This window comes from Bacillus sp. 05T22, from assembly GCF_056396765.1.
Map to the genome: position 1 here is coordinate 1 of NZ_JBFTMC010000030.1, position 18,053 is coordinate 18,053.

Genomic DNA, 18,053 nt, shown 5'->3' on the forward strand with positions numbered 1-18,053 from the left:
CAATAACACAAGCGATCAATAACACAAGCGATTTCTAACTCATAGTCAAGCTTTTGAGTTTGTTTCGGACAAGAAACTGTAACTTCTGGCCCGATGACAGCACGATGATTTGTAAAATAAAAAACCGGAATATCATACCACTCTGGAACAACATCTAATCCACGACGACCACGAGCCGTTTTAACATGTTGCTCAAATGCATAAAAGTCACGAACACTACCTGGGTTTGGGATGGCTGCACAAAGCTGCACATCTTCCAAAGCGTACATGCCACTTGTTGGTTTTCGAATACCATGGGCTATTTCTACATATTCATCTGCTTTCTCTAAAAAAGCAAGCATAGATGAAGGAAGAGTGCCATTACTTGCTATATTCATATCAATTACTTTGTCACCTTCCAGCCAACCAGCTCGCATCTCTCCTGAAGGAAGACGAAATGTAATCAATTTCATCAATTTTCCTCCTCACTATTTATACAAAATGAAACTTTAATCAGTGGGAGACACAGCCCCCACTGATAAGTAAATTTTTATAGATTTCCGCGTCGTTCTTGCTCTCTTTCAATTGATTCGAATAGAGCTTTAAAGTTTCCCTCTCCGAATCCTCGAGAACCTTTACGCTGAATAATTTCGATAAATAATGTTGGGCGATCTACAATTGGCTTTGTGAAAATTTGTAGCAAGTACCCTTCATCATCACGATCCACAAGAATCTTAAGCTCTTTTAGCTTATCAATTTCTTCATCGATTTTCCCAACGCGTGCTGTTAACTCTTCATAATACGTATCTGGTGTATCTAAAAATTCAACTCCGTTTGAACGAAGCGCTTCAACCGTTTTCACAATATCATTTGTCAACAATGCAAGATGCTGTACACCTGCACCGTTATAAAACTCTAAGTACTCTTGAATTTGTGATTTTCGCTTTCCATCTGCCGGTTCATTAATTGGAAACTTAATACGGCTTCCATTTGTCATAACTTTTGACATTAACGCGGAATACTCCGTGCTAATATCATCATCATCAAAATGAATCATTTGTTTAAAGCCCATAACGTTTTCGTAATAGCTAACCCACTCTTCCATTTTTTCAACGTTACCAACAACATGATCTACAGCAACTAAGCCTGATTCGTCACTCGGAATATCAAAATCAATCTTCTCATAACCAGGCATAAATGTTCCTTTATAATTTTTACGCTCTACTAGCGTATGGATTGTGTCGCCATACGTACCGATTACTGCTTTTTTTAATGTTCCTTGTTCATCTGTTAACTCTTCAGGTGGAGCAATCGCAACCGCACCTCGTTTTACAGCCTCTGAGTATGCTTTCTCAACATCATCAACAAGTAAAGCTACGTCTTTCACTCCGTCACCATGGATCTTTACAAATTCTGCAATACGGCTATCACTATTTAAAGTCCCAGACACAACAAAACGCATGTTTTTTTGCACGAGAACATAAGATACTTTTTCACGATTCCCTGTTTCTAATCCCGAATAGGCAACAATTTTAAATCCAAACGCTCTTGCAAGGTAATAACTTGATTGCTTTGCATTTCCTACATAAAATTCTAAATGATCGACATCACGTACCGGAAAGAAATCCTCCATTTGTGCAGCTAACGTATCCATAGATTTTTGTTTCATAAATTCCTCATCCCCCTGTAAATAAATTGAATGTTACATACTTAGAACCATCCGAAAACGCTTCCATCTACCAATAAAAAAATTAGTTAGCAAGCTAACAAATTTCTGACTTTTAAAGTTTTCTATCTTTTCTGTCAAATACCTCTTTTTTTCTCCCATATAAAATTCGACTTTTTTCTATTTAAAACAACATAATCAAAGCTGGTAGTATGTCTCTTTGTTACCTCAAAAATAAAAAGACCCTAACATATTAAACATCTATAATACGTTAGGGCCTTTATTTTTTTAGGATAATTGTCTTAATAAGATATAGGTAATTCTGTTTCTCTATATTCATTATACTAATACATTTGTAAGGAATACAATGAGCGCTGTTAATACTGCTGCTCCACTCGCCGATACTAATAAATCCATTTTTGTTACTTGTAATACTTCTTTGTTTTCCATATTCCCCATTCTCCTTTCAGCTTTATTTTGCAATCTTCATTCTGCTCTATTACTTGTACAAAACTTCTATTATACTAATACACTTGAAAGAAATACGATTAATGCTGTTAATACTGTTGCTGCTCCTGCTGATCCTAATAAGTCCATTTTTGTTAGTTGTAATACTTCTTTGTTTTCCATGTTTCCCATTCTCCCTTCAATTCATAACTTTATTTTTATTTGGTACTGTCCGTTCTACTGCTTGTACAAAGTTTCTATTATACTAAAACGTTAGAAAAAAGTACGATTAATGCTGTTAATATTGCTGCTCCGCTCGCTGATCCTAATAAATCCATCTTTGTTACTTGTAACACTTCTTTGTTTTCCATATTCTCCATTCTCCCTTCAGTTCATAACTTTTTTTATTTGATACGATCCGTTCTACTGCTTGTACAAAGTTTCTATTATACTAAAACGTTAGAAAGAAGTACGATTAATGCTGTTAATACTGCTGCTCCACCTGCTGATCCTAATAAATCCATTTTTGTTAGTTGTAATACTTGTTCTTTTTTCATATTTACGCTCTCCTTATCAATAGATATTTATATGTAATTTCTAAGAAATGATTAATTCATAGTTTTTATCTTATCGTTACATTAAGTTAACTTGTGTAACGTTTGTAACATTAATGTAACATAAGTTTTTTCATACTGCAATATGAATACGGAAAATTTATTACATTTTTTTTACGATATTATTAATATTTTTTATAAACCCCTTTATACAGCGGTTTCCAACACATACATACTTGTAACATTAATGTAATATTAGGTTGCAAATCGAAATAAAACGTAGTAGAACGAGTACCTTTTCAATTTTGCTCCCTCATCATACTCTTTCGGAATCATTTTAAAGGTTTGTCTCATTAACATTTCCATAAAGCCCAAGATAAGTTTATATGTTTCCTCAAGATAACTATGTATAATAAAAAACAAAGAGGTGGTCAGTTTGAAATTAGTCGCACTAGATATGGATGGTACACTACTATCATCTAAACTTGAAATCTCCAAGGAAAATTTACAAGCTATTCATGATGCTAAAGCAGCCGGTCATGTTGTAATGATTTGCTCTGGTCGTGCAAAAGAAGATGCTTTAAAACTATTGGAAGAGTATCAATTATCACTTCCAGTTGGAGCAAGTAATGGGGCAATTGTTTATGTTGACGGAAAAGTAATTAACGCACGTTGTTTACAAAATGATAAAGTATACAAGCTTGCTAAATTACTAGAATCTGAAGGATTTCCATATAAGTTGTACACAAATAAAGGAGTTTATTCTCCTTATAATTGGAATGAAAAAGTAATGCATGCATTCGAAGAAAATAAGCATGCACTTGATGTCACAATTGAAGAACTGGAACGAATTACAGAGAAGCAAAAAAAATCGAACTTAATTACTGATTTCCAAAAAATCGAAGATGTCGTAAATAATCCAGAGCTAGAAATCTCGAAATTCTTTATTTTGACGTTTGACGCAGAGCATCGCTCACAACTACTACAGTCTTTACAAGAAGATAAAGAAATTATGGTTACAGCATCAGCTCCGACAAATTTAGAAATTATGGACAAGCATGGTCATAAAGGAAATGGATTACAAGAAATGGCGTCTTATTTCAATATTCCAATTCAAGATACGATTGCCATTGGAGACAACTTTAACGATGTACCAATGCTAGAGGTAGCTGGCCTATCTGTTGCTATGGGGAATGCTGAAGAAGATGTAAAGAAATTATGTGATGTTGTTACATTAACAAATGACGAGCATGGTGTTGCTCGTGCAATTGAACAGTATGTACTAAAACAACCATCATCAAGCAAATAAAAAAGGACTCTTTCATATTTGAAAGAGTCCTTTTTCTTTTATACATGATGACAAGCAACGAGATGCCCTTCCCCAATATCACGAAATTCTGGTACAGCTTGCTTACAAATATCCGTCGCAAACGGGCAACGTGTATGAAAACGGCAGCCTGAAGGTGGATTCGCTGGACTTGGAATATCACCTTGCAAAATAATTCGTTCTCGCTTAACAGCGGGATCAGGAATTGGTACAGCTGATAACAGCGCCTTCGTATATGGATGAAGCGGATTTGCAAACAACTCGTCACGGGGAGCTGTTTCCACGATTGTCCCTAAATACATAATTCCAATTTTTGTACATAAGTGTTCGACAACACTTAAATCATGTGAAATAAATAAATAGGATAAACCTTTTTTCTCTTGTAATTCCCTGAACAAGTTTATAATTTGTGCTTGAATAGATACATCTAATGCTGCAACAGGTTCATCAGCAACAATAAATTCTGGATTTAATACCATCGCCCTTGCAATAACAATACGCTGGCGTTGTCCTCCCGAAAACTCATGCGGATAACGATCAATATGATATGGTGCTAAACCACATAGTTCTAATACTTCTAACACTTTTTCACGAACATTCTCTTTCGTAGCTAAGCCATGTGCTAGCATTGGTTCACCAAGCGCTTCTCCAATTCTCATCCGTGGATTCAATGAACTAAACGGGTCTTGGAATACAAGTTGCATATTAGGACGATACTTTCGTAATTCCTCTTTCGATAACGTATGAACATCTTGCCCTTTAAATTTCACTTCACCTTCTGTTTTTTGAACGAGACGAAGAATGGTTTTACCAATTGTCGTTTTTCCACTTCCAGATTCACCTACTAGACCAAACACTTCACCTTTATTAATCGTAAAGCTTACTCCGTCTACTGCTTTTACATGCCCAATCGTTCTACCAAATACGCCGCCCTTAATCGGAAAATGCGTTTTTAAATTCTTCACTTCTAATAAAGGTTCACTCATTGCTCAGCACGCTCCTCATATAACCAGCAAGCTACTTTATGATGATCTTCATGCACTCCAAGGCCTGGCGCCTCATTCTTACATATATCCATGCAATGTTCACAGCGACCGCTAAAGTAGCAAAATTCATCTAAACCAACTAAGTTTGGAACTTGCCCCGGAATCGAATAAAGTTTATCTGTTCGTTTCCCCATTACCGGCTTTGATTTTAATAATCCTTTTGTATATGGGTGTTTAGGATTTTGGAATAGCTCCAGTACAGGTGCTTCTTCAATGACTTTGCCACCATACATCACAACAACATAATCTGCCATTTCTGCTACAACACCTAAATCATGTGTAATTAATAAAATAGATGTTTTAAATTCTTCTTTTACCTGTCTTAATAAATCTAGTATTTGCGCCTGAATTGTAACATCTAGTGCTGTTGTGGGCTCATCAGCAATTAGTAATTTAGGGTTACAACTCAGTGCAATCGCAATCATGATCCGTTGCAGCATCCCACCGCTTAGCTCATGGGGATACGAATGAACAATTTCATCGGCACGTGCAATACCAACCTTACGAATTAATTCAATAGCTTTTTTATATGCTTCATTTTTACTAAGGAGCTCATGCTCTCTTAACGTCTCAACAATTTGTTCTCCAACAGTAAAAACTGGGTTAAGAGATGTCATTGGTTCTTGAAAAATCATCGCGATATCATTTCCTCTTAAACTTCGAAGTTCTTTCTCTTTCATCCCCAAAAGACTTTGGCCTTCATAAAGAATATCACCGCCAACAATGCCGCCAGATTCCGCAATAAGTCCCATAATAGATAAAGCCGTTACACTTTTCCCACAACCTGATTCTCCCACTACACAAACTGTTTCACCTTCTCGTACAGAAAAGCTAACATGATTCACAGCTTTCACTGTACCTTCTTCCGTATGAAAGTGTGTTTGTAAATCTTGTAGTTCTATTACTGCTTTACTCATGATTCCTCACCTACCGCTTCATTTTTGGATCTAATGCATCACGAAGTGCATCACCAAGTAAGTTAATTGATACAACTGTTATAAAAATCGCAAAACCAGGCGGTATCCATAACCATGGACGTTTTTGGAAATCAATTAATGAGTTTGCTGCACTAATCATATTCCCCCATGATGGCGTAGGTGGAACAACCCCAAGACCTAAATAACTTAATGCTGATTCACTTAAAATAGCTCCCGCTACACCTAACGTTGCCACAACAATTAATAAAGGGAATACATTCGGAATTAAATGATGTACAATCTTCCGGTAATCCTTTAATCCTAATACATCAGCAGCTTGCATAAATGATTGTTCTCGAAGTGTTAAAATTTGTCCTCGTACCAGACGTGCAAGCCCCGGCCATCCAATCAAACTTAACATGATCATAACAACATAAAGTCGATATTCAGATGGAAGTTTCCATTCTGATAAGATGGCACCCATAATGATAAGTAATGGTAATCCTGGAATAGACATTAACACGTCTGCAATACGCATAATAATATGATCTACAATACCACGATAAAAACCAGAGATAGCTCCTAATAATGCACCGAGTATGACGGATAGTACCATCGAAGCTAAACCAATTGTTAATGAAATTCGTCCCGCTTGCATTAATCGTGTTAAAATATCTCTTCCAAGCTGATCTGTACCAAGCCAATGAGAAAAATTGGGTGGCTTATTAATTTGTGTGACTTGAATCGTTCCAGAAACGTATGGTGAAAAAAATGGCCCAATAAAACAAAATACAAACATAAAAATTAGGATATAAAAACCAAACAACGCTAATTTATTTTTCTTAATTCTGGTAAATGCTTGATGCCAAGGTGAAGTCACATTTCCTTTTTTCTTTTTTTTCTTCTTTACTGTTACAACAGTCTCCATCTTTCTCCCTCCCTACTTTAATCGAATACGTGGATCGACAATCGCATAAACGATATCTGCCAAAAAGTTTGCGATAATTGTTAGGCAAGAGAGAAACATTGTAAATGCCATTAACACTGTGTAATCACGAAAACTCAACGCTTCTAATTGAATGCTTCCGATTCCTGGCCAATTAAAAATTTGTTCAATAATGATTGCACCAGAGAACAACCCTGGTAATTCAAATGCAAGTAATGTGATTGCTGGTAAAATCGCGTTTTTTAATGCATGTTTATAAATAACCACTCTTTCTTTCAACCCTTTTGCACGAGCAGTACGAATATAGTCTTGTCTTACAACTTCAAGCATTCCCGTTCTAAAATAACGAGTTAATGAGCCAACACCAAGGAGCGTTAAAATAAATACCGGTAAAACCATATGTCTTAGTACTTCTAATATGTAAGCAAAACCAGTCGAGTTACTTCCTATATCAATCATGCCACCAATAGGCAATATATTTAGATCAACAGCAAATACTTTAATTAAAAATAGACCGATAAAGAATGATGGGAACGACATCGCTGCAAAGACACCAATTGTTACAAGTCCATCAAACCATGAATGTTGCTTTGTCGCTGAAACAACACCAACAATAAGTGCAATTATCCAAGTGAAAAATAAAGCTGCAACAGCAACAATAAAGGTATTCCAAATAAATTTATTAAGTAATGATGTTACAGGCTCTTGATATTGCAACGAGAAACCAAAATCACCGTGTAACGCATTACCTAACCAATGAAAATACCGCTCAATAATCGGTTTATTTAATCCATACAATTCTCTTAATTCCTGTGCGCGTTCTGGTGTTAACTTTGGATTAGAATCAACATAATCCCCCGGCAAGAGAGCAAATAAGAAAAAAATAATGATAGATGTACCAAGCAATGTAGGAATCATTTGTAGAAACCTACGAATGATATATGTTTTCACTTTTTGTCTCCCCAATCATAGTTACTTAAAAATAGAAGAACATTTTTTCAAAACAGCACGACCTTACAGCTGTATGAAAAAATGTCTTCTACTTCTCCTTACTTATCCCTATTGTTCAATAGATAAAACAGGCAGGTTTGAACTAATACTATCGTATTTCTCTGGGTCAATTCCTTTCACACGTGCATTGTGTGCTGAAATACTTTTGCGATAATTTAATAGAATTACAGGTGGATCATCGCTTAATTCTTTATATAACTCTTTATAAATAGGTTTTCTTTTTTCAATGTCAACTGTTTCAATACCTTTTTTAATTAATTCATCCACTTTTGGGTTACTATAACCCGCTGAGTTATCTGGATGCGTAGATTCAAACTCACCTACAGTTTCACTCGGATCAGAAATAATTGGTGTCGCAACAGCTGCTAAATCATAATCAAACTTTCCAACCTTCGACACAAGAGTATTAAAGTCCATAATTTCCGGATTGAACTCCACACCTAATGCTTTATAGTTCTCTTTTGCAATTGGTATAAATACCTCTTCTTGCTTTCTTCCACTTGCTGCATAATAGCTTAACTTTAATTTCTGACCATCCTTTTCGCGAATACCATCAGATCCAACTTTCCAACCAGCTTCATCTAACAATTTTTTTGCTTTCTCTAAATTATATTCGTATTGATTTATACCCTTATCATCATATGCCCATGAAGTTGGTGAAATTGGTATATTTGCAACAGAAGCATTTCCTTGGAAGTTTGTATCTACATATTTTTTACGATCTAATCCGTAAATAAGTGCTTGACGTACTTTTTTATCTTTTAAATATGGCTTCTTATTATTAAAGTAAACGAATGAGTATGAGCTTACTGTTTCAATATTGAAGTTAGCAAAACCTAAACTCTTTAATTGTTCAATATTGTCATTATTAGCAGCAAATCCTTCATAATCCGTTTCTCCTGTTTGGAATAATTGGAAACTTGTATCTGGTGATGTAATTTTGTAAATAAAGTTTTTAACTTTTGGCTTTCACGCATAATACTGCTCATTTGCTACAAATCGTACTTCTTGACCTGGAATATATTTTTCTAATTTATAAGGACCAGCAGCAACCGGGTTACCATATAACTCTTTTAAATAATTTAAGCTTGTGTTTTGCTTATAGTCTTTTCCATAATATGCTTTAGATAAGACAGGTCCTCCGAAGTTTACTAACGCTTGTGAGTTTACTTTTTCTGTCGTAATTTCAATTGTTTGTGGATCAACTACTTTAATCCCTTCAATAGATGTAGCTTTTCCTTCTTTATAATCTTTGCCACCCTTAATTGCATACTGTGAAATATCTGTTCCACCCTCATAAGCCTTATCATGTAGCAATGTTAATGTAAATGCTACATCATCTGCTGTTAACGGTGAACCATCACTAAATTTCAAATTTTTTCGTAAGTGGAACGTGTACTTTAATTGATCAGAAGATACATCCCATTTCTCTGCAAGCTCTGGAACTGGTTTCCCTTGCTTATCTGTTGATACAAGAGATGCAAATATAACTGATGTTACGTTACCGTCCCAACCATTCTCTTGGAAATAAGGTAAGAACACACCACCAGGCTTTGAAATTCCTACAATAAGTGTATCTTTTCTCTGTTTCGCTTTCTCAGGATTTTTTGATTTATCTGTCGCTGCAACCTTCTCTATTTTTAAATCTTTCACATCCTGCTGTTTTGCCGGCTCTGTCGAAGCCTTATCCTCTTGTCCCCCACAAGCCGATAACACAAGCGAACTACTCAGTAAAATAGAAAATACACCAGCCCATTTTTTTGTCTTTTTCTTCATTGTCCCCACCCTAACTTTTTTTAATAATTACACCTTATGAACTGCTTGCCTTATATATGCCTCCCACAGCAACATTTTTATAACCCATCGGAAAAGTCGGTTTTAAATACAAAAAAATAGATGTTTACGAGGGGTAACATTCTTATTCCGACTTTTCCGCTAGACTTTATGGTTATTAGCTTATATCGTCCGTTATATTTTGTCAATTCTTTCTATTTAAATATTTTAAGATTTTTATAAAAGCTATTGCTGGATCTTTAATTTAGGTAGACTTAACAATATACCATTATAATTATCTTCCTGTAATCCTTGTATTCTCGCATTATATGCAGAAACAACTTTACTATTATTTAAGAAAATAACTGGTGGATCTTCACTTAGTTCTTGATACAGTTTTTTATAAATTTCTTTTCATTTTTCAATGTCTAATACTTGTAATGCTTGAGCTGCCAATTCATCCACTTTTGGATTATGATATCCATCATAATTTCGCTTACTAGTTGAAACGAACTCTTCAATCGTTCCACTTGGGTCATCAATCATTGGCGTAGATACCATTGCTAAATCGTAATCTCCTTTCTGCAACAATATTCACTTTACCCATAAAAATGGTAAGAATTAGTTTTAAGATTATTCCTTCCTCCCAATTGTGTCCATCATCCCTTATTTTTCACTATGAAGAAACGATTAAAAAAATAATTCTATTATTCAGTGGACGAGCATAGAATACTAACAAACTACCAAAAAGGGGGGCGAAAATATGGACAAACTATTCCAATATGTCTTGCACTATGTTGCTTTAACACTCATGATAGTCGGGGCATTGCTACTATTTCCGTTCTTCCCAAGGTTCGTCCTCTTTTTAGCATTTCTCTTTATGCTCGGAATTGCGATTGCTATTTCTATAGGGGAAGACGATACACAAAGAGAAAGCAGAGTTCAGCGGGCGAAGCTGTAGACTCTGCTTTCTTTTTTCAATCATAACGTATTCTTGTTAAACCAATTATAAAGAATACACCAGCAAATAACATAAGTATACCAATATATCCTGCTATATCTGCCAATGTCCCGCCCCTTGCAATTAATTCGGTAAACCCGCGCATTGCCCAAGTTTGAGGAATAAAGTTTGCTACAGTTTGCATCCATTCTGGTTCTATTTCAATTGGCCAATACAGCCCACTAATCATGCAAGTTGAAATAACAACGATATTACCTAAAGCTGACTGCTGCTCCGTTGTTTTCACAATACTTGCTAATAATAGTGCTAAACCAATGACCGCTAGCAATAACACTGAGACAAGTATGATTATCCCTAGTAGATTTCCCCACTGTACATCGAACAAAACATTCGTTAATACCATTAAAGTTCCAAATTGAATCCATCCAATTAAAAAGAAGGAAAGTATATATCCCCCAAGTATTTGAGCCTTTGAAACAGGCGTTCCTAATAAACGATACCAAACGCCAAGTTGTCTTGCTTTTAAAATTGTTCCTGTCGCACTTAGCATCACAATCATTACAAAAAGAATGGAAAACCCTGCAGCTCGCCCTGTTACGTTATTCAGTTTTTTCTCCCCAGGTACAATGGATTCCTTTTGAAGTGAAACTGGTTCTACCTTTGTATGAATCATTTCATACATCTTCTCCCAAGCCATTCCCCCATTTTTCTCTGAATCCCTTGCTGCTGCTACTTCTATTTCCATCTTTTTCATTGTACTTTGTAATATCTGTTCTACAGAAGCTCCTCCGGTAAAATCAGCGCTTGATTGAAATTTAACCTTCTCTATCTTCCCGTCTACCATACTCTTTTGAAAGTTTTTTGGAATTGTCACAATACCCGAGGACTTCTTATTTTCGATTTTCTGTTTCGCTTCTTCATCTGTTACTTTCTCTATAGAAATTAAATCGCTTTTCTTTATTTCTTTATAATAGGAATTGGATAATGTAGACCCATCTTGGTCTATTAAACTAATATTTACTTTCTCGTTTCCACTTCCACCTAAAAGTCCGCCAAAAATAAGTGTAAAAATAATCGGCATTCCGAACATGAGTATATAGCTTTGTGGCTTAATTAAGATTTGTTTTAATTCTAACCAGCAAAGTGCCCAAACTTTCTTCATTATTTCTCCTCCTATCTCGTACGCAAACGGAAGGTTCCTATGATGACGGAAACAATACCCGCACTAGATAAACTTAAGATAACTGGAAGTAACGCATACCATGATGTACCCGACATAATGTTTAAAAAACTTGTAAGTGCCCATTTATTTGGGGCAATGTTAGCAATTGTTTGAAGAGTATCCGGAAATGCATAGATTGGTAACATAGATCCACCTAATATAGCTAACAACTGAATTCCAATGCCACCCATTAAATCCGCTGTTTTTTCTTCACGAATAAATGCCGCGATGAGCATAGATAAGCCAGAAACACAAATTGCATAAGCAATTCCTACTGCTACAATTTGTGAAACATCTTCACCCCAATTCACATGAAATGCGTAATAAGTAGCAACTACAAATACTCCAAATTGAATACAAGCAAATAGTAATGTACCTAAAAATTTACCTAATAATATGGCAAAAGAGCTTGTCGGTGTACTTGATAATCTTGCTAATGTTTCAGTTCGTTGCTCTGTCACAATAGATTTCGCGCCTACTGTTATGTTAAATAATAAAAACATGACTAACATTGCCGCAGCGTAATATTGCATCGCAGCAACTGTTTTTTTGCCGACTATTCCTTTTTCAATTCCATCCGTATTTGAAGTCGCCACTGTTTGTAAATCAGCCGTTACCTCTTTTGCAACCTGTTCAATATTTCCTAGCTGTGATTTTGCTAAGTCTGTTAGGACACTTTTAGTAGAGACAGCAACTGTTTGAGCACGTTCTGAAAAGGAACGAATAATTGATTCAGCGATTTTTGCTTGTATATCTTTTGATGGATCTGTAATCAGTTTTGGTTCTTTTAATTTTCCATCTTGTATATGTTCACTCCACCTATTTGGAATGATAATTCCAACATCAACTTTCTGTTTTTGTACCATATCCTCTAGCTCTTTTTGCGAGGTTACTACTTCTACTTTTACATCATCTTTTAGTTCCTTTGATTGCAATACATCTTTTTGAAATATATTTGCAAACTCATCTGTTCCTTCTTGATAATAACCAATTACCGTTTTAGGTAATCCTCCATTATCGAATATGTTACTTAGTGCTGATCCTAAAATAGCTGTTAATAGAAGTGGCATAAGTAACATCATCATAAATCCGCGCCGATCTATTAAACGAATTTTCAAATCTTTCCATGCAATAATAAAACTTTTCATGAGTTCCTAACCTCCTTAATCGCGAAGTGAACGCCCTGTTAACTGTAAAAAGAGAGCTTCTAGATTTGGCTCTTGTACTTCAAGCTTTAAAATTCGCACATGCTTTTCTACAACTTCCGAAACAACCGTACCAACAGCTTCTCCATTCTTCAATCCAATATCAAGTGTATTTGTATCCTCATCGATGATAATCCGTTCTACAGTGGGTATGTCTTTTATTTTCTGCAATAGCTCTTGGTTATAACGATTCAGTTGTAACTTCACCATAAAGCCATCAGCAAGACGATTACACAACTCAGTTTTCGTTCCTAATGCAATTACCTTTCCATGATCAACAATGGCAATTCGTTCACATAAATACTCCACTTCTTCCATGTAATGGCTCGTATAAATGACCGTCATGCCTTTCTCATTTAATCCTTTTACCGTCTCTAAAATGTGATTCCGTGATTGTGGATCAATTCCAACTGTCGGCTCATCCATAATTAATAACTCCGGTTCATGCATAAGTGCTGCACCAATGTTAATTCGGCGTTTCATTCCACCTGAAAATGTTTCAATTTTGTCCTTTGCGCGATCCTGTAAACCAACATATGCTAATACCTCATCTGCTCGTTTCTTTGCAATAGCTCCACTTAAACCATACATTTTCCCCCAAAAGATTAAATTTTCTTTCGCTGAAAGCGTAGGATATAAAGCAATATCTTGCGGGACAATACCGATCTTCCTTTTCGCATCTAATGGATATTCTTTTACAGATTTCCCCCCAACTTTTATATCACCGCCATCATATGGAATAAGCCCACAAATCATTGATATCGTCGTCGACTTTCCTGCACCGTTTGGACCAAGCAAACCAAATGTTTCTCCTTTCTTAACTTCAAAAGATACATTCTTTACAACTTCCTTCTTTCCAAACGACTTTGTAATATGATCTACGACTAACATGTCGATTCAGCCCCTTTGCATTAATCTACAATTTCATTGTAAAAAAACATCCTCTTTCTTCCATCACCCTTAAGATAGAAATGCAAAATAAAAAAGCAGCATAATTTGCTGCTTTTTTATTTTTCTCTATGCCAAAAGTCATGTGTATGTTGTAATACCGTATCTTACTGCATATATAGCTGCCTGTGTCCGATCCCTCAGCTCCAGCTTACTAATTAAATTAGAAACATGATTTTTTACAGTTCCCTCTGTAATAAACAATTTCTTAGCAATTTCTTTATTATTTAATCCAAGGCCTATTTCCCTTAATACATCTATTTCACGCTCTGTTAGTTGCTCCATTTGCTTTGGCTGACTTTTTTCTGATATTTCCACCGCTTTTGTTCTTTTTAGTTCCTTCACAATTTGAGCTGTTATATCCTGCGGAAGAACGGCTCCTCCTCCATGGACTGTCAATATTGCCTGCACAATTGCGTCCGTCTCCATATCTTTTAATAAATAACCGCTCGCTCCTTGTTCCAATGCTTCAAAAATAAGTTCACTATCATTAAATGTCGTCAGCATAAGAACCTTCATATCAGGAAACTTTTCCCTTATTAAACGAGTTCCTTCAACGCCATTTATACGAGGCATTCGAATATCCATCAAAATAATTTCAGGTTGTAATTGTTCTGCTATTCGAACTACTTCATCCCCATCATTTGCTGTGCCCACCACTTCAAGTTCTGAACGTAAATTTAATAGCATTGCTAAACCATCACGAATAAGTGATTGATCATCAACAATCATAATACGAATCATATCTTTCCCCCTATTACCCACGTCTTTTCCTTAAGTGGGAACTCAATCTGTAATCGAAATCCCTTCTCTTTTTCACTCTCAAATTGGATCATTCCACCATGTTCCCCTACACGTTCTTTCATATTCATTAACCCAAAACCAGGACTCAGTTCATTTACGCCAACACCATTATCCGTAATCGATAGCATAACTTTTTCATCTAAACACAATAAGCTAACTTTACATAAACTAGCTTTTCCATGGCGTTTTGCATTTGTTAATGACTCTTGCATAATACGCAACAAGGTAGGTTGTAATGACAACGGGATTATGATTGGATCCCCTTGTAAATGAAAGGTTACTTGTACTTTCGTTACCTTTGAAAATTCATTTAACATTCCTTTCATATTTTCTATTATGTTTCCTAGATCTTTTTCTTCCTTCAACGCACGGACTGAAGCCCTTACCTCTTGAAGAGATTTTCTAGCTAATTCATGACATGTATGTAAAACTTCTTCTGTTGCATCTGACTTTTGCTTCCATAAAGCCTCTGCAAGCTGCAATTGAACAAGTAAAGCCGTCATATTATGACCAACTGTATCATGAATTTCTCGGGCAATATCGTTCCTCTCTCGAACTGTAGTTAGTTCTTCTACTTCTTTCGCATAAAGCTGTAATTGTTCATGCGCTTCTTTTAGAGCTATATGTGATAACGTCAATTTTTCATATTGATCGTCGACGGTTTGGCGGGCCACTGTCAGCTTTTTAATTAAGTTCCCGGCTAAAGCACTGAAGACAACGAACATAAAGTTAATAGCATTGTTATCAAATTCTATCTTTCCAGTATATTGATACGTATATAGTAAAATAGCAAACCAGCATAAAAAGAAAAAACTCACGAAAAAATATACGACTATTTTCCGCCACGTATGAATAAATACCCCCACGGCATCAATCCCAAATATAATTAAATACAAACATGTCTCGGGAAATAAAAAGCCTAATAACGCTGTAACTATCCCATTTGAAAGGAATGCATAAAATTCACGCCTTCTTCCTTGATGTGGTTGGATAAGTAAAACATGATTTACAACATAAATGAAACATGCAATACCAACAAAGATTTGTAAATTTTCTGTTTCACGTGAAACATGATTTATATATACCATGCAAATCATAACAATCGTAATGAGACGTGCATACCCTAACATCAAATTCTCCTCGCATTTTTGAAATGTTGTTTTAAATCATACCAACATGTAAAAAAAATCGTTTTCACAATATAACATAAAGAAAATTATACCATTTTCATCTCGAATTAACGGATATTAATAGAAAAACAAGTCACCTCCACATCTCCTGAGAGGGCGACTTGTTTTTCTTTCATCTATTCCATCATACTATCTAATCGATTATATAATTCCGCCCGTAATCGTTCTTTTTCCGTTTTTTCTTTATATAACTGTTCCAGTATTTCAATGTTGCTTGTTTCTTCCATTGTACACTCCAACGCATATATATCTTCTTCTATATGCATAAGCTTATCTTCAATTTCTTCTACATCATTAGATTCCTTCTTCTTTACATTCATCACTTTTATTTTTGGAACTTCTTTTTGTTTCACTTCTTCCTTCTCTATTCTCTCTGTCCATTTCTGACGTGCCCAAGCATAATTCCCGGCAAATTCAAACAATGTGTGTTCATCAATCCAATATGTTTTTTCAAACAATTTATTTAAAAAATAACGATCATGTGAAACAGCAAGAATGGTTCCATTATATTGTTCAAGTGCTTCTTCCAGCACTTCCCTTGATTCGATATCAAGATGATTTGTAGGCTCATCTAACACAAGGAGGTTTACATCTTGATACATAAGCTGTGCCAAACGTAATCTCATTCGTTCACCACCGCTAAGCTGATTGACCTTTTTAAAAACGGCTGGACCATAAAATAAAAAGCGAGCTAATATATGGCGAGCTTCTCCTTCAGTTACAGCTACATGCTCCCGAAATGCTTCTAATACATCATATTTTACATTCTCATATGCATGCTGCGATAAATAACCGATTTTCACACTACTACCGATTCTGACCTCCCCAGCATCCGGTCTCATTTCCTCTAACAATAGCTTTAATAATGTTGTTTTTCCTGTACCGTTACGTCCAACAATAGCTGCTCGCTCTTGAAAACGAACATGTAAATTTACTCCTCGGAATAAAGTACGATCCGCAAAACCTTTGCCCACTTCCTTCATTACAACAACATCTTTGCCACTTCTCTCTTGTCCTTCAAACTGAAGTCCCATCTGCTTTCTTTCTAAAATTGGCTTCTTCAACTTTTCCATCCGTTCTAACGCGCGTTCCATATTTCTAGCACGTTTATGCAATCCTTCATTCGGGGGGTTCGCTTGATTTGCCCATTCCCTTAAACGTTTAATTGCTTCTTTCATTTTCTTTATTTTCTTTTGCTGTTCTTGATAAGATTGGAACTCTTGGAGTAATCTTTCTTCCTTTTCCTTCACAAACTGTGAGTAGTTCGTATGATATACATGCAGTTCTCCGTCTTCTAAATCAAAAATTTTCGTAACAACTTCATCAAGAAAATAACGATCATGTGAGATCACAACAACTGTTCCTGTATACTCTTTCAAAAATTGTTCGAGCCATTCTACTGCAAATAAATCTAAATGATTTGTCGGTTCATCTAATAGCAGTAAATCTGGTTTCTTGAGCAGCATATAAGCAAGACTTACTTTCGTCTGCTCCCCGCCGCTCAGCTCAGTGAAAACTCGAGAAAATAGCTCCGTTATTTGTAAACCATTTGCTACTTTCATGATGTTCGCTTCTATTTCATAACCACCTAAAAACGAAAATTGTTCTTGTACTGCGCCATACTTCTCCATTAACCTCTCTAAACTAGTTGGATCTTGTTCCTCCGCCATACTTTTCTCTAAATTTCGCATGTTTCTTTCTAATTCTTTCTCTTTTACAAAGGCAGAGCTCAATACATCATATACATTCGTTTCACCAGCAAACTTCGGAATTTGTGCTACATGACCAACACGTGTCCCTTTTTTCATATGAATTGCTCCAGCATCTACATTCTCTATTCCTGTTAATAACTGAAAAATTGTGGTTTTCCCGCTACCGTTTCTGCCAACTAATCCAATGCGTTCACCATTTTGGATTTCAAGCGATATATTTTCAAATATGATGTTTCCACCAAAAGATTTCGTTACATTGTTTACACTACAAATTGTCATTTTCCGTACTCCTTTCAACGTAAAAAACCATGGGGAAAGAAACTTTCCCCATGGTTTTTGGCATAG

General features: G+C 35.7%; 18 protein-coding genes and 2 pseudogenes. 2 read left to right on the forward strand and 18 right to left on the reverse strand.

Annotated features, from left to right (window positions below; translation table 11 throughout):
- From AC1DIT_RS11950 to AC1DIT_RS11975, 6 genes are all read right to left on the reverse strand, one after another.
- Positions 1–452, reverse strand: a 452-nt coding sequence (locus tag AC1DIT_RS11950) for a fumarylacetoacetate hydrolase family protein (RefSeq protein ID WP_476998207.1), incomplete at its 3' end; no start/stop codon positions are given.
- A 77-nt stretch (positions 453–529) separates the two neighbouring features.
- Positions 530–1,648 (reverse strand): 4-hydroxyphenylpyruvate dioxygenase, encoded by a 1,119-nt coding sequence (gene hppD, locus AC1DIT_RS11955; protein ID WP_016117024.1) that lies wholly within the window; start codon positions 1,646–1,648, stop codon positions 530–532.
- A 336-nt stretch (positions 1,649–1,984) separates the two neighbouring features.
- Positions 1,985–2,095: a DUF3948 family protein gene (locus AC1DIT_RS11960; RefSeq protein ID WP_016117023.1), complete on the reverse strand. Its 111-nt coding sequence runs from the start codon at positions 2,093–2,095 to the stop codon at positions 1,985–1,987.
- A gap of 69 nt (positions 2,096–2,164) precedes the next feature.
- Positions 2,165–2,275, reverse strand: a complete 111-nt coding sequence (locus AC1DIT_RS11965; RefSeq protein WP_016117022.1) for a DUF3948 family protein — start codon at positions 2,273–2,275, stop codon at positions 2,165–2,167.
- Between the two features lie 77 nt (positions 2,276–2,352).
- Positions 2,353–2,463, reverse strand: coding sequence for a DUF3948 family protein (locus AC1DIT_RS11970; RefSeq protein WP_016117021.1), 111 nt, complete (start codon positions 2,461–2,463; stop codon positions 2,353–2,355).
- A gap of 75 nt (positions 2,464–2,538) precedes the next feature.
- Positions 2,539–2,649, reverse strand: a complete 111-nt coding sequence (locus AC1DIT_RS11975; protein WP_016117020.1) for a DUF3948 family protein — start codon at positions 2,647–2,649, stop codon at positions 2,539–2,541.
- A gap of 433 nt (positions 2,650–3,082) precedes the next feature.
- On the opposite strand from AC1DIT_RS11975, the gene AC1DIT_RS11980 reads away from it, so the two are divergent.
- Positions 3,083–3,955: a Cof-type HAD-IIB family hydrolase gene (locus AC1DIT_RS11980; protein WP_016117019.1), complete on the forward strand. Its 873-nt coding sequence runs from the start codon at positions 3,083–3,085 to the stop codon at positions 3,953–3,955.
- Positions 3,956–3,993: 38 nt separating this feature from the next.
- Here AC1DIT_RS11980 and AC1DIT_RS11985 read toward each other — a convergent pair whose 3' ends face one another.
- The 6 genes and pseudogenes from AC1DIT_RS11985 to AC1DIT_RS12010 all read right to left on the reverse strand — a co-directional run.
- On the reverse strand, positions 3,994–4,959 hold the full coding sequence (locus AC1DIT_RS11985) for an ABC transporter ATP-binding protein (protein WP_016117018.1): 966 nt from the start codon (positions 4,957–4,959) through the stop codon (positions 3,994–3,996).
- The gene (locus AC1DIT_RS11990) at positions 4,956–5,936 is read right to left on the reverse strand and encodes an ABC transporter ATP-binding protein (protein ID WP_016117017.1); all 981 of its coding nucleotides are present in this window, start codon (positions 5,934–5,936) and stop codon (positions 4,956–4,958) included. The genes AC1DIT_RS11985 and AC1DIT_RS11990 overlap by 4 nt, the downstream gene beginning before the upstream one ends.
- 10 nt (positions 5,937–5,946) lie before the next feature.
- On the reverse strand, positions 5,947–6,864 hold the full coding sequence (opp4C, locus tag AC1DIT_RS11995) for an oligopeptide ABC transporter permease (RefSeq protein ID WP_016117016.1): 918 nt from the start codon (positions 6,862–6,864) through the stop codon (positions 5,947–5,949).
- A 12-nt stretch (positions 6,865–6,876) separates the two neighbouring features.
- A complete protein-coding gene (locus AC1DIT_RS12000; protein WP_016117015.1) occupies positions 6,877–7,833 on the reverse strand; it encodes an ABC transporter permease in 957 nt (318 codons plus the stop codon).
- 108 nt (positions 7,834–7,941) lie between these two features.
- Positions 7,942–9,669: pseudogene (locus AC1DIT_RS12005) on the reverse strand (ABC transporter substrate-binding protein).
- 243 nt (positions 9,670–9,912) lie between these two features.
- A pseudogene (locus AC1DIT_RS12010) lies at positions 9,913–10,248 on the reverse strand (ABC transporter substrate-binding protein); the annotation flags it as partial.
- A 181-nt stretch (positions 10,249–10,429) separates the two neighbouring features.
- Here AC1DIT_RS12010 and AC1DIT_RS12015 point away from each other — a divergent pair.
- The gene (locus AC1DIT_RS12015) at positions 10,430–10,627 is read left to right on the forward strand and encodes a hypothetical protein (protein WP_016117012.1); all 198 of its coding nucleotides are present in this window, start codon (positions 10,430–10,432) and stop codon (positions 10,625–10,627) included.
- A gap of 16 nt (positions 10,628–10,643) precedes the next feature.
- On the opposite strand, the gene AC1DIT_RS12020 is transcribed toward AC1DIT_RS12015, so the two are convergent.
- From AC1DIT_RS12020 to abc-f, 6 genes are all read right to left on the reverse strand, one after another.
- Entirely contained in the window at positions 10,644–11,789 is a 1,146-nt protein-coding gene (locus AC1DIT_RS12020; protein ID WP_016117011.1) for an ABC transporter permease, read from the reverse strand.
- A gap of 11 nt (positions 11,790–11,800) precedes the next feature.
- The gene (locus AC1DIT_RS12025; protein ID WP_016117010.1) at positions 11,801–12,997 is read right to left on the reverse strand and encodes an ABC transporter permease; all 1,197 of its coding nucleotides are present in this window, start codon (positions 12,995–12,997) and stop codon (positions 11,801–11,803) included.
- A gap of 15 nt (positions 12,998–13,012) precedes the next feature.
- Positions 13,013–13,945, reverse strand: coding sequence for an ABC transporter ATP-binding protein (locus AC1DIT_RS12030; protein WP_016117009.1), 933 nt, complete (start codon positions 13,943–13,945; stop codon positions 13,013–13,015).
- 138 nt (positions 13,946–14,083) lie between these two features.
- Positions 14,084–14,746 (reverse strand): response regulator, encoded by a 663-nt coding sequence (locus AC1DIT_RS12035; RefSeq protein ID WP_016117008.1) that lies wholly within the window; start codon positions 14,744–14,746, stop codon positions 14,084–14,086.
- Positions 14,743–15,936, reverse strand: coding sequence for a sensor histidine kinase (locus tag AC1DIT_RS12040; protein WP_016117007.1), 1,194 nt, complete (start codon positions 15,934–15,936; stop codon positions 14,743–14,745). Before AC1DIT_RS12040 ends, AC1DIT_RS12035 begins: the two co-directional genes overlap by 4 nt.
- Before the next feature lie 176 nt (positions 15,937–16,112).
- Positions 16,113–17,987 carry a ribosomal protection-like ABC-F family protein gene (abc-f, locus tag AC1DIT_RS12045; RefSeq protein WP_016117006.1) on the reverse strand — a complete coding sequence of 625 codons (1,875 nt, stop codon included), beginning with the start codon at positions 17,985–17,987 and terminating at the stop codon, positions 16,113–16,115.
- Positions 17,988–18,053: the final 66 nt, after the last annotated feature.

Coding starts and splice junctions, on each gene's coding strand:
- AC1DIT_RS11965 (WP_016117022.1), bottom strand. CDS start 2,275: ATGGAAAACAAAGAAGTATTACAACTAACAAAAATGGACTTATTAGGA.
- AC1DIT_RS11985 (WP_016117018.1), bottom strand. CDS start 4,959: ATGAGTGAACCTTTATTAGAAGTGAAGAATTTAAAAACGCATTTTCCG.
- AC1DIT_RS12025 (WP_016117010.1), bottom strand. CDS start 12,997: ATGAAAAGTTTTATTATTGCATGGAAAGATTTGAAAATTCGTTTAATA.
- AC1DIT_RS11960 (WP_016117023.1), bottom strand. CDS start 2,095: ATGGAAAACAAAGAAGTATTACAAGTAACAAAAATGGATTTATTAGTA.
- opp4C (WP_016117016.1), bottom strand. CDS start 6,864: ATGGAGACTGTTGTAACAGTAAAGAAGAAAAAAAAGAAAAAAGGAAAT.
- AC1DIT_RS12040 (WP_016117007.1), bottom strand. CDS start 15,936: ATGTTAGGGTATGCACGTCTCATTACGATTGTTATGATTTGCATGGTA.
- AC1DIT_RS12015 (WP_016117012.1), top strand. CDS start 10,430: ATGGACAAACTATTCCAATATGTCTTGCACTATGTTGCTTTAACACTC.
- hppD (WP_016117024.1), bottom strand. CDS start 1,648: ATGAAACAAAAATCTATGGATACGTTAGCTGCACAAATGGAGGATTTC.
- AC1DIT_RS11970 (WP_016117021.1), bottom strand. CDS start 2,463: ATGGAAAACAAAGAAGTGTTACAAGTAACAAAGATGGATTTATTAGGA.
- abc-f (WP_016117006.1), bottom strand. CDS start 17,987: ATGACAATTTGTAGTGTAAACAATGTAACGAAATCTTTTGGTGGAAAC.
- AC1DIT_RS12020 (WP_016117011.1), bottom strand. CDS start 11,789: ATGAAGAAAGTTTGGGCACTTTGCTGGTTAGAATTAAAACAAATCTTA.
- AC1DIT_RS12030 (WP_016117009.1), bottom strand. CDS start 13,945: ATGTTAGTCGTAGATCATATTACAAAGTCGTTTGGAAAGAAGGAAGTT.
- AC1DIT_RS12035 (WP_016117008.1), bottom strand. CDS start 14,746: ATGATTCGTATTATGATTGTTGATGATCAATCACTTATTCGTGATGGT.
- AC1DIT_RS11975 (WP_016117020.1), bottom strand. CDS start 2,649: ATGAAAAAAGAACAAGTATTACAACTAACAAAAATGGATTTATTAGGA.
- AC1DIT_RS11990 (WP_016117017.1), bottom strand. CDS start 5,936: ATGAGTAAAGCAGTAATAGAACTACAAGATTTACAAACACACTTTCAT.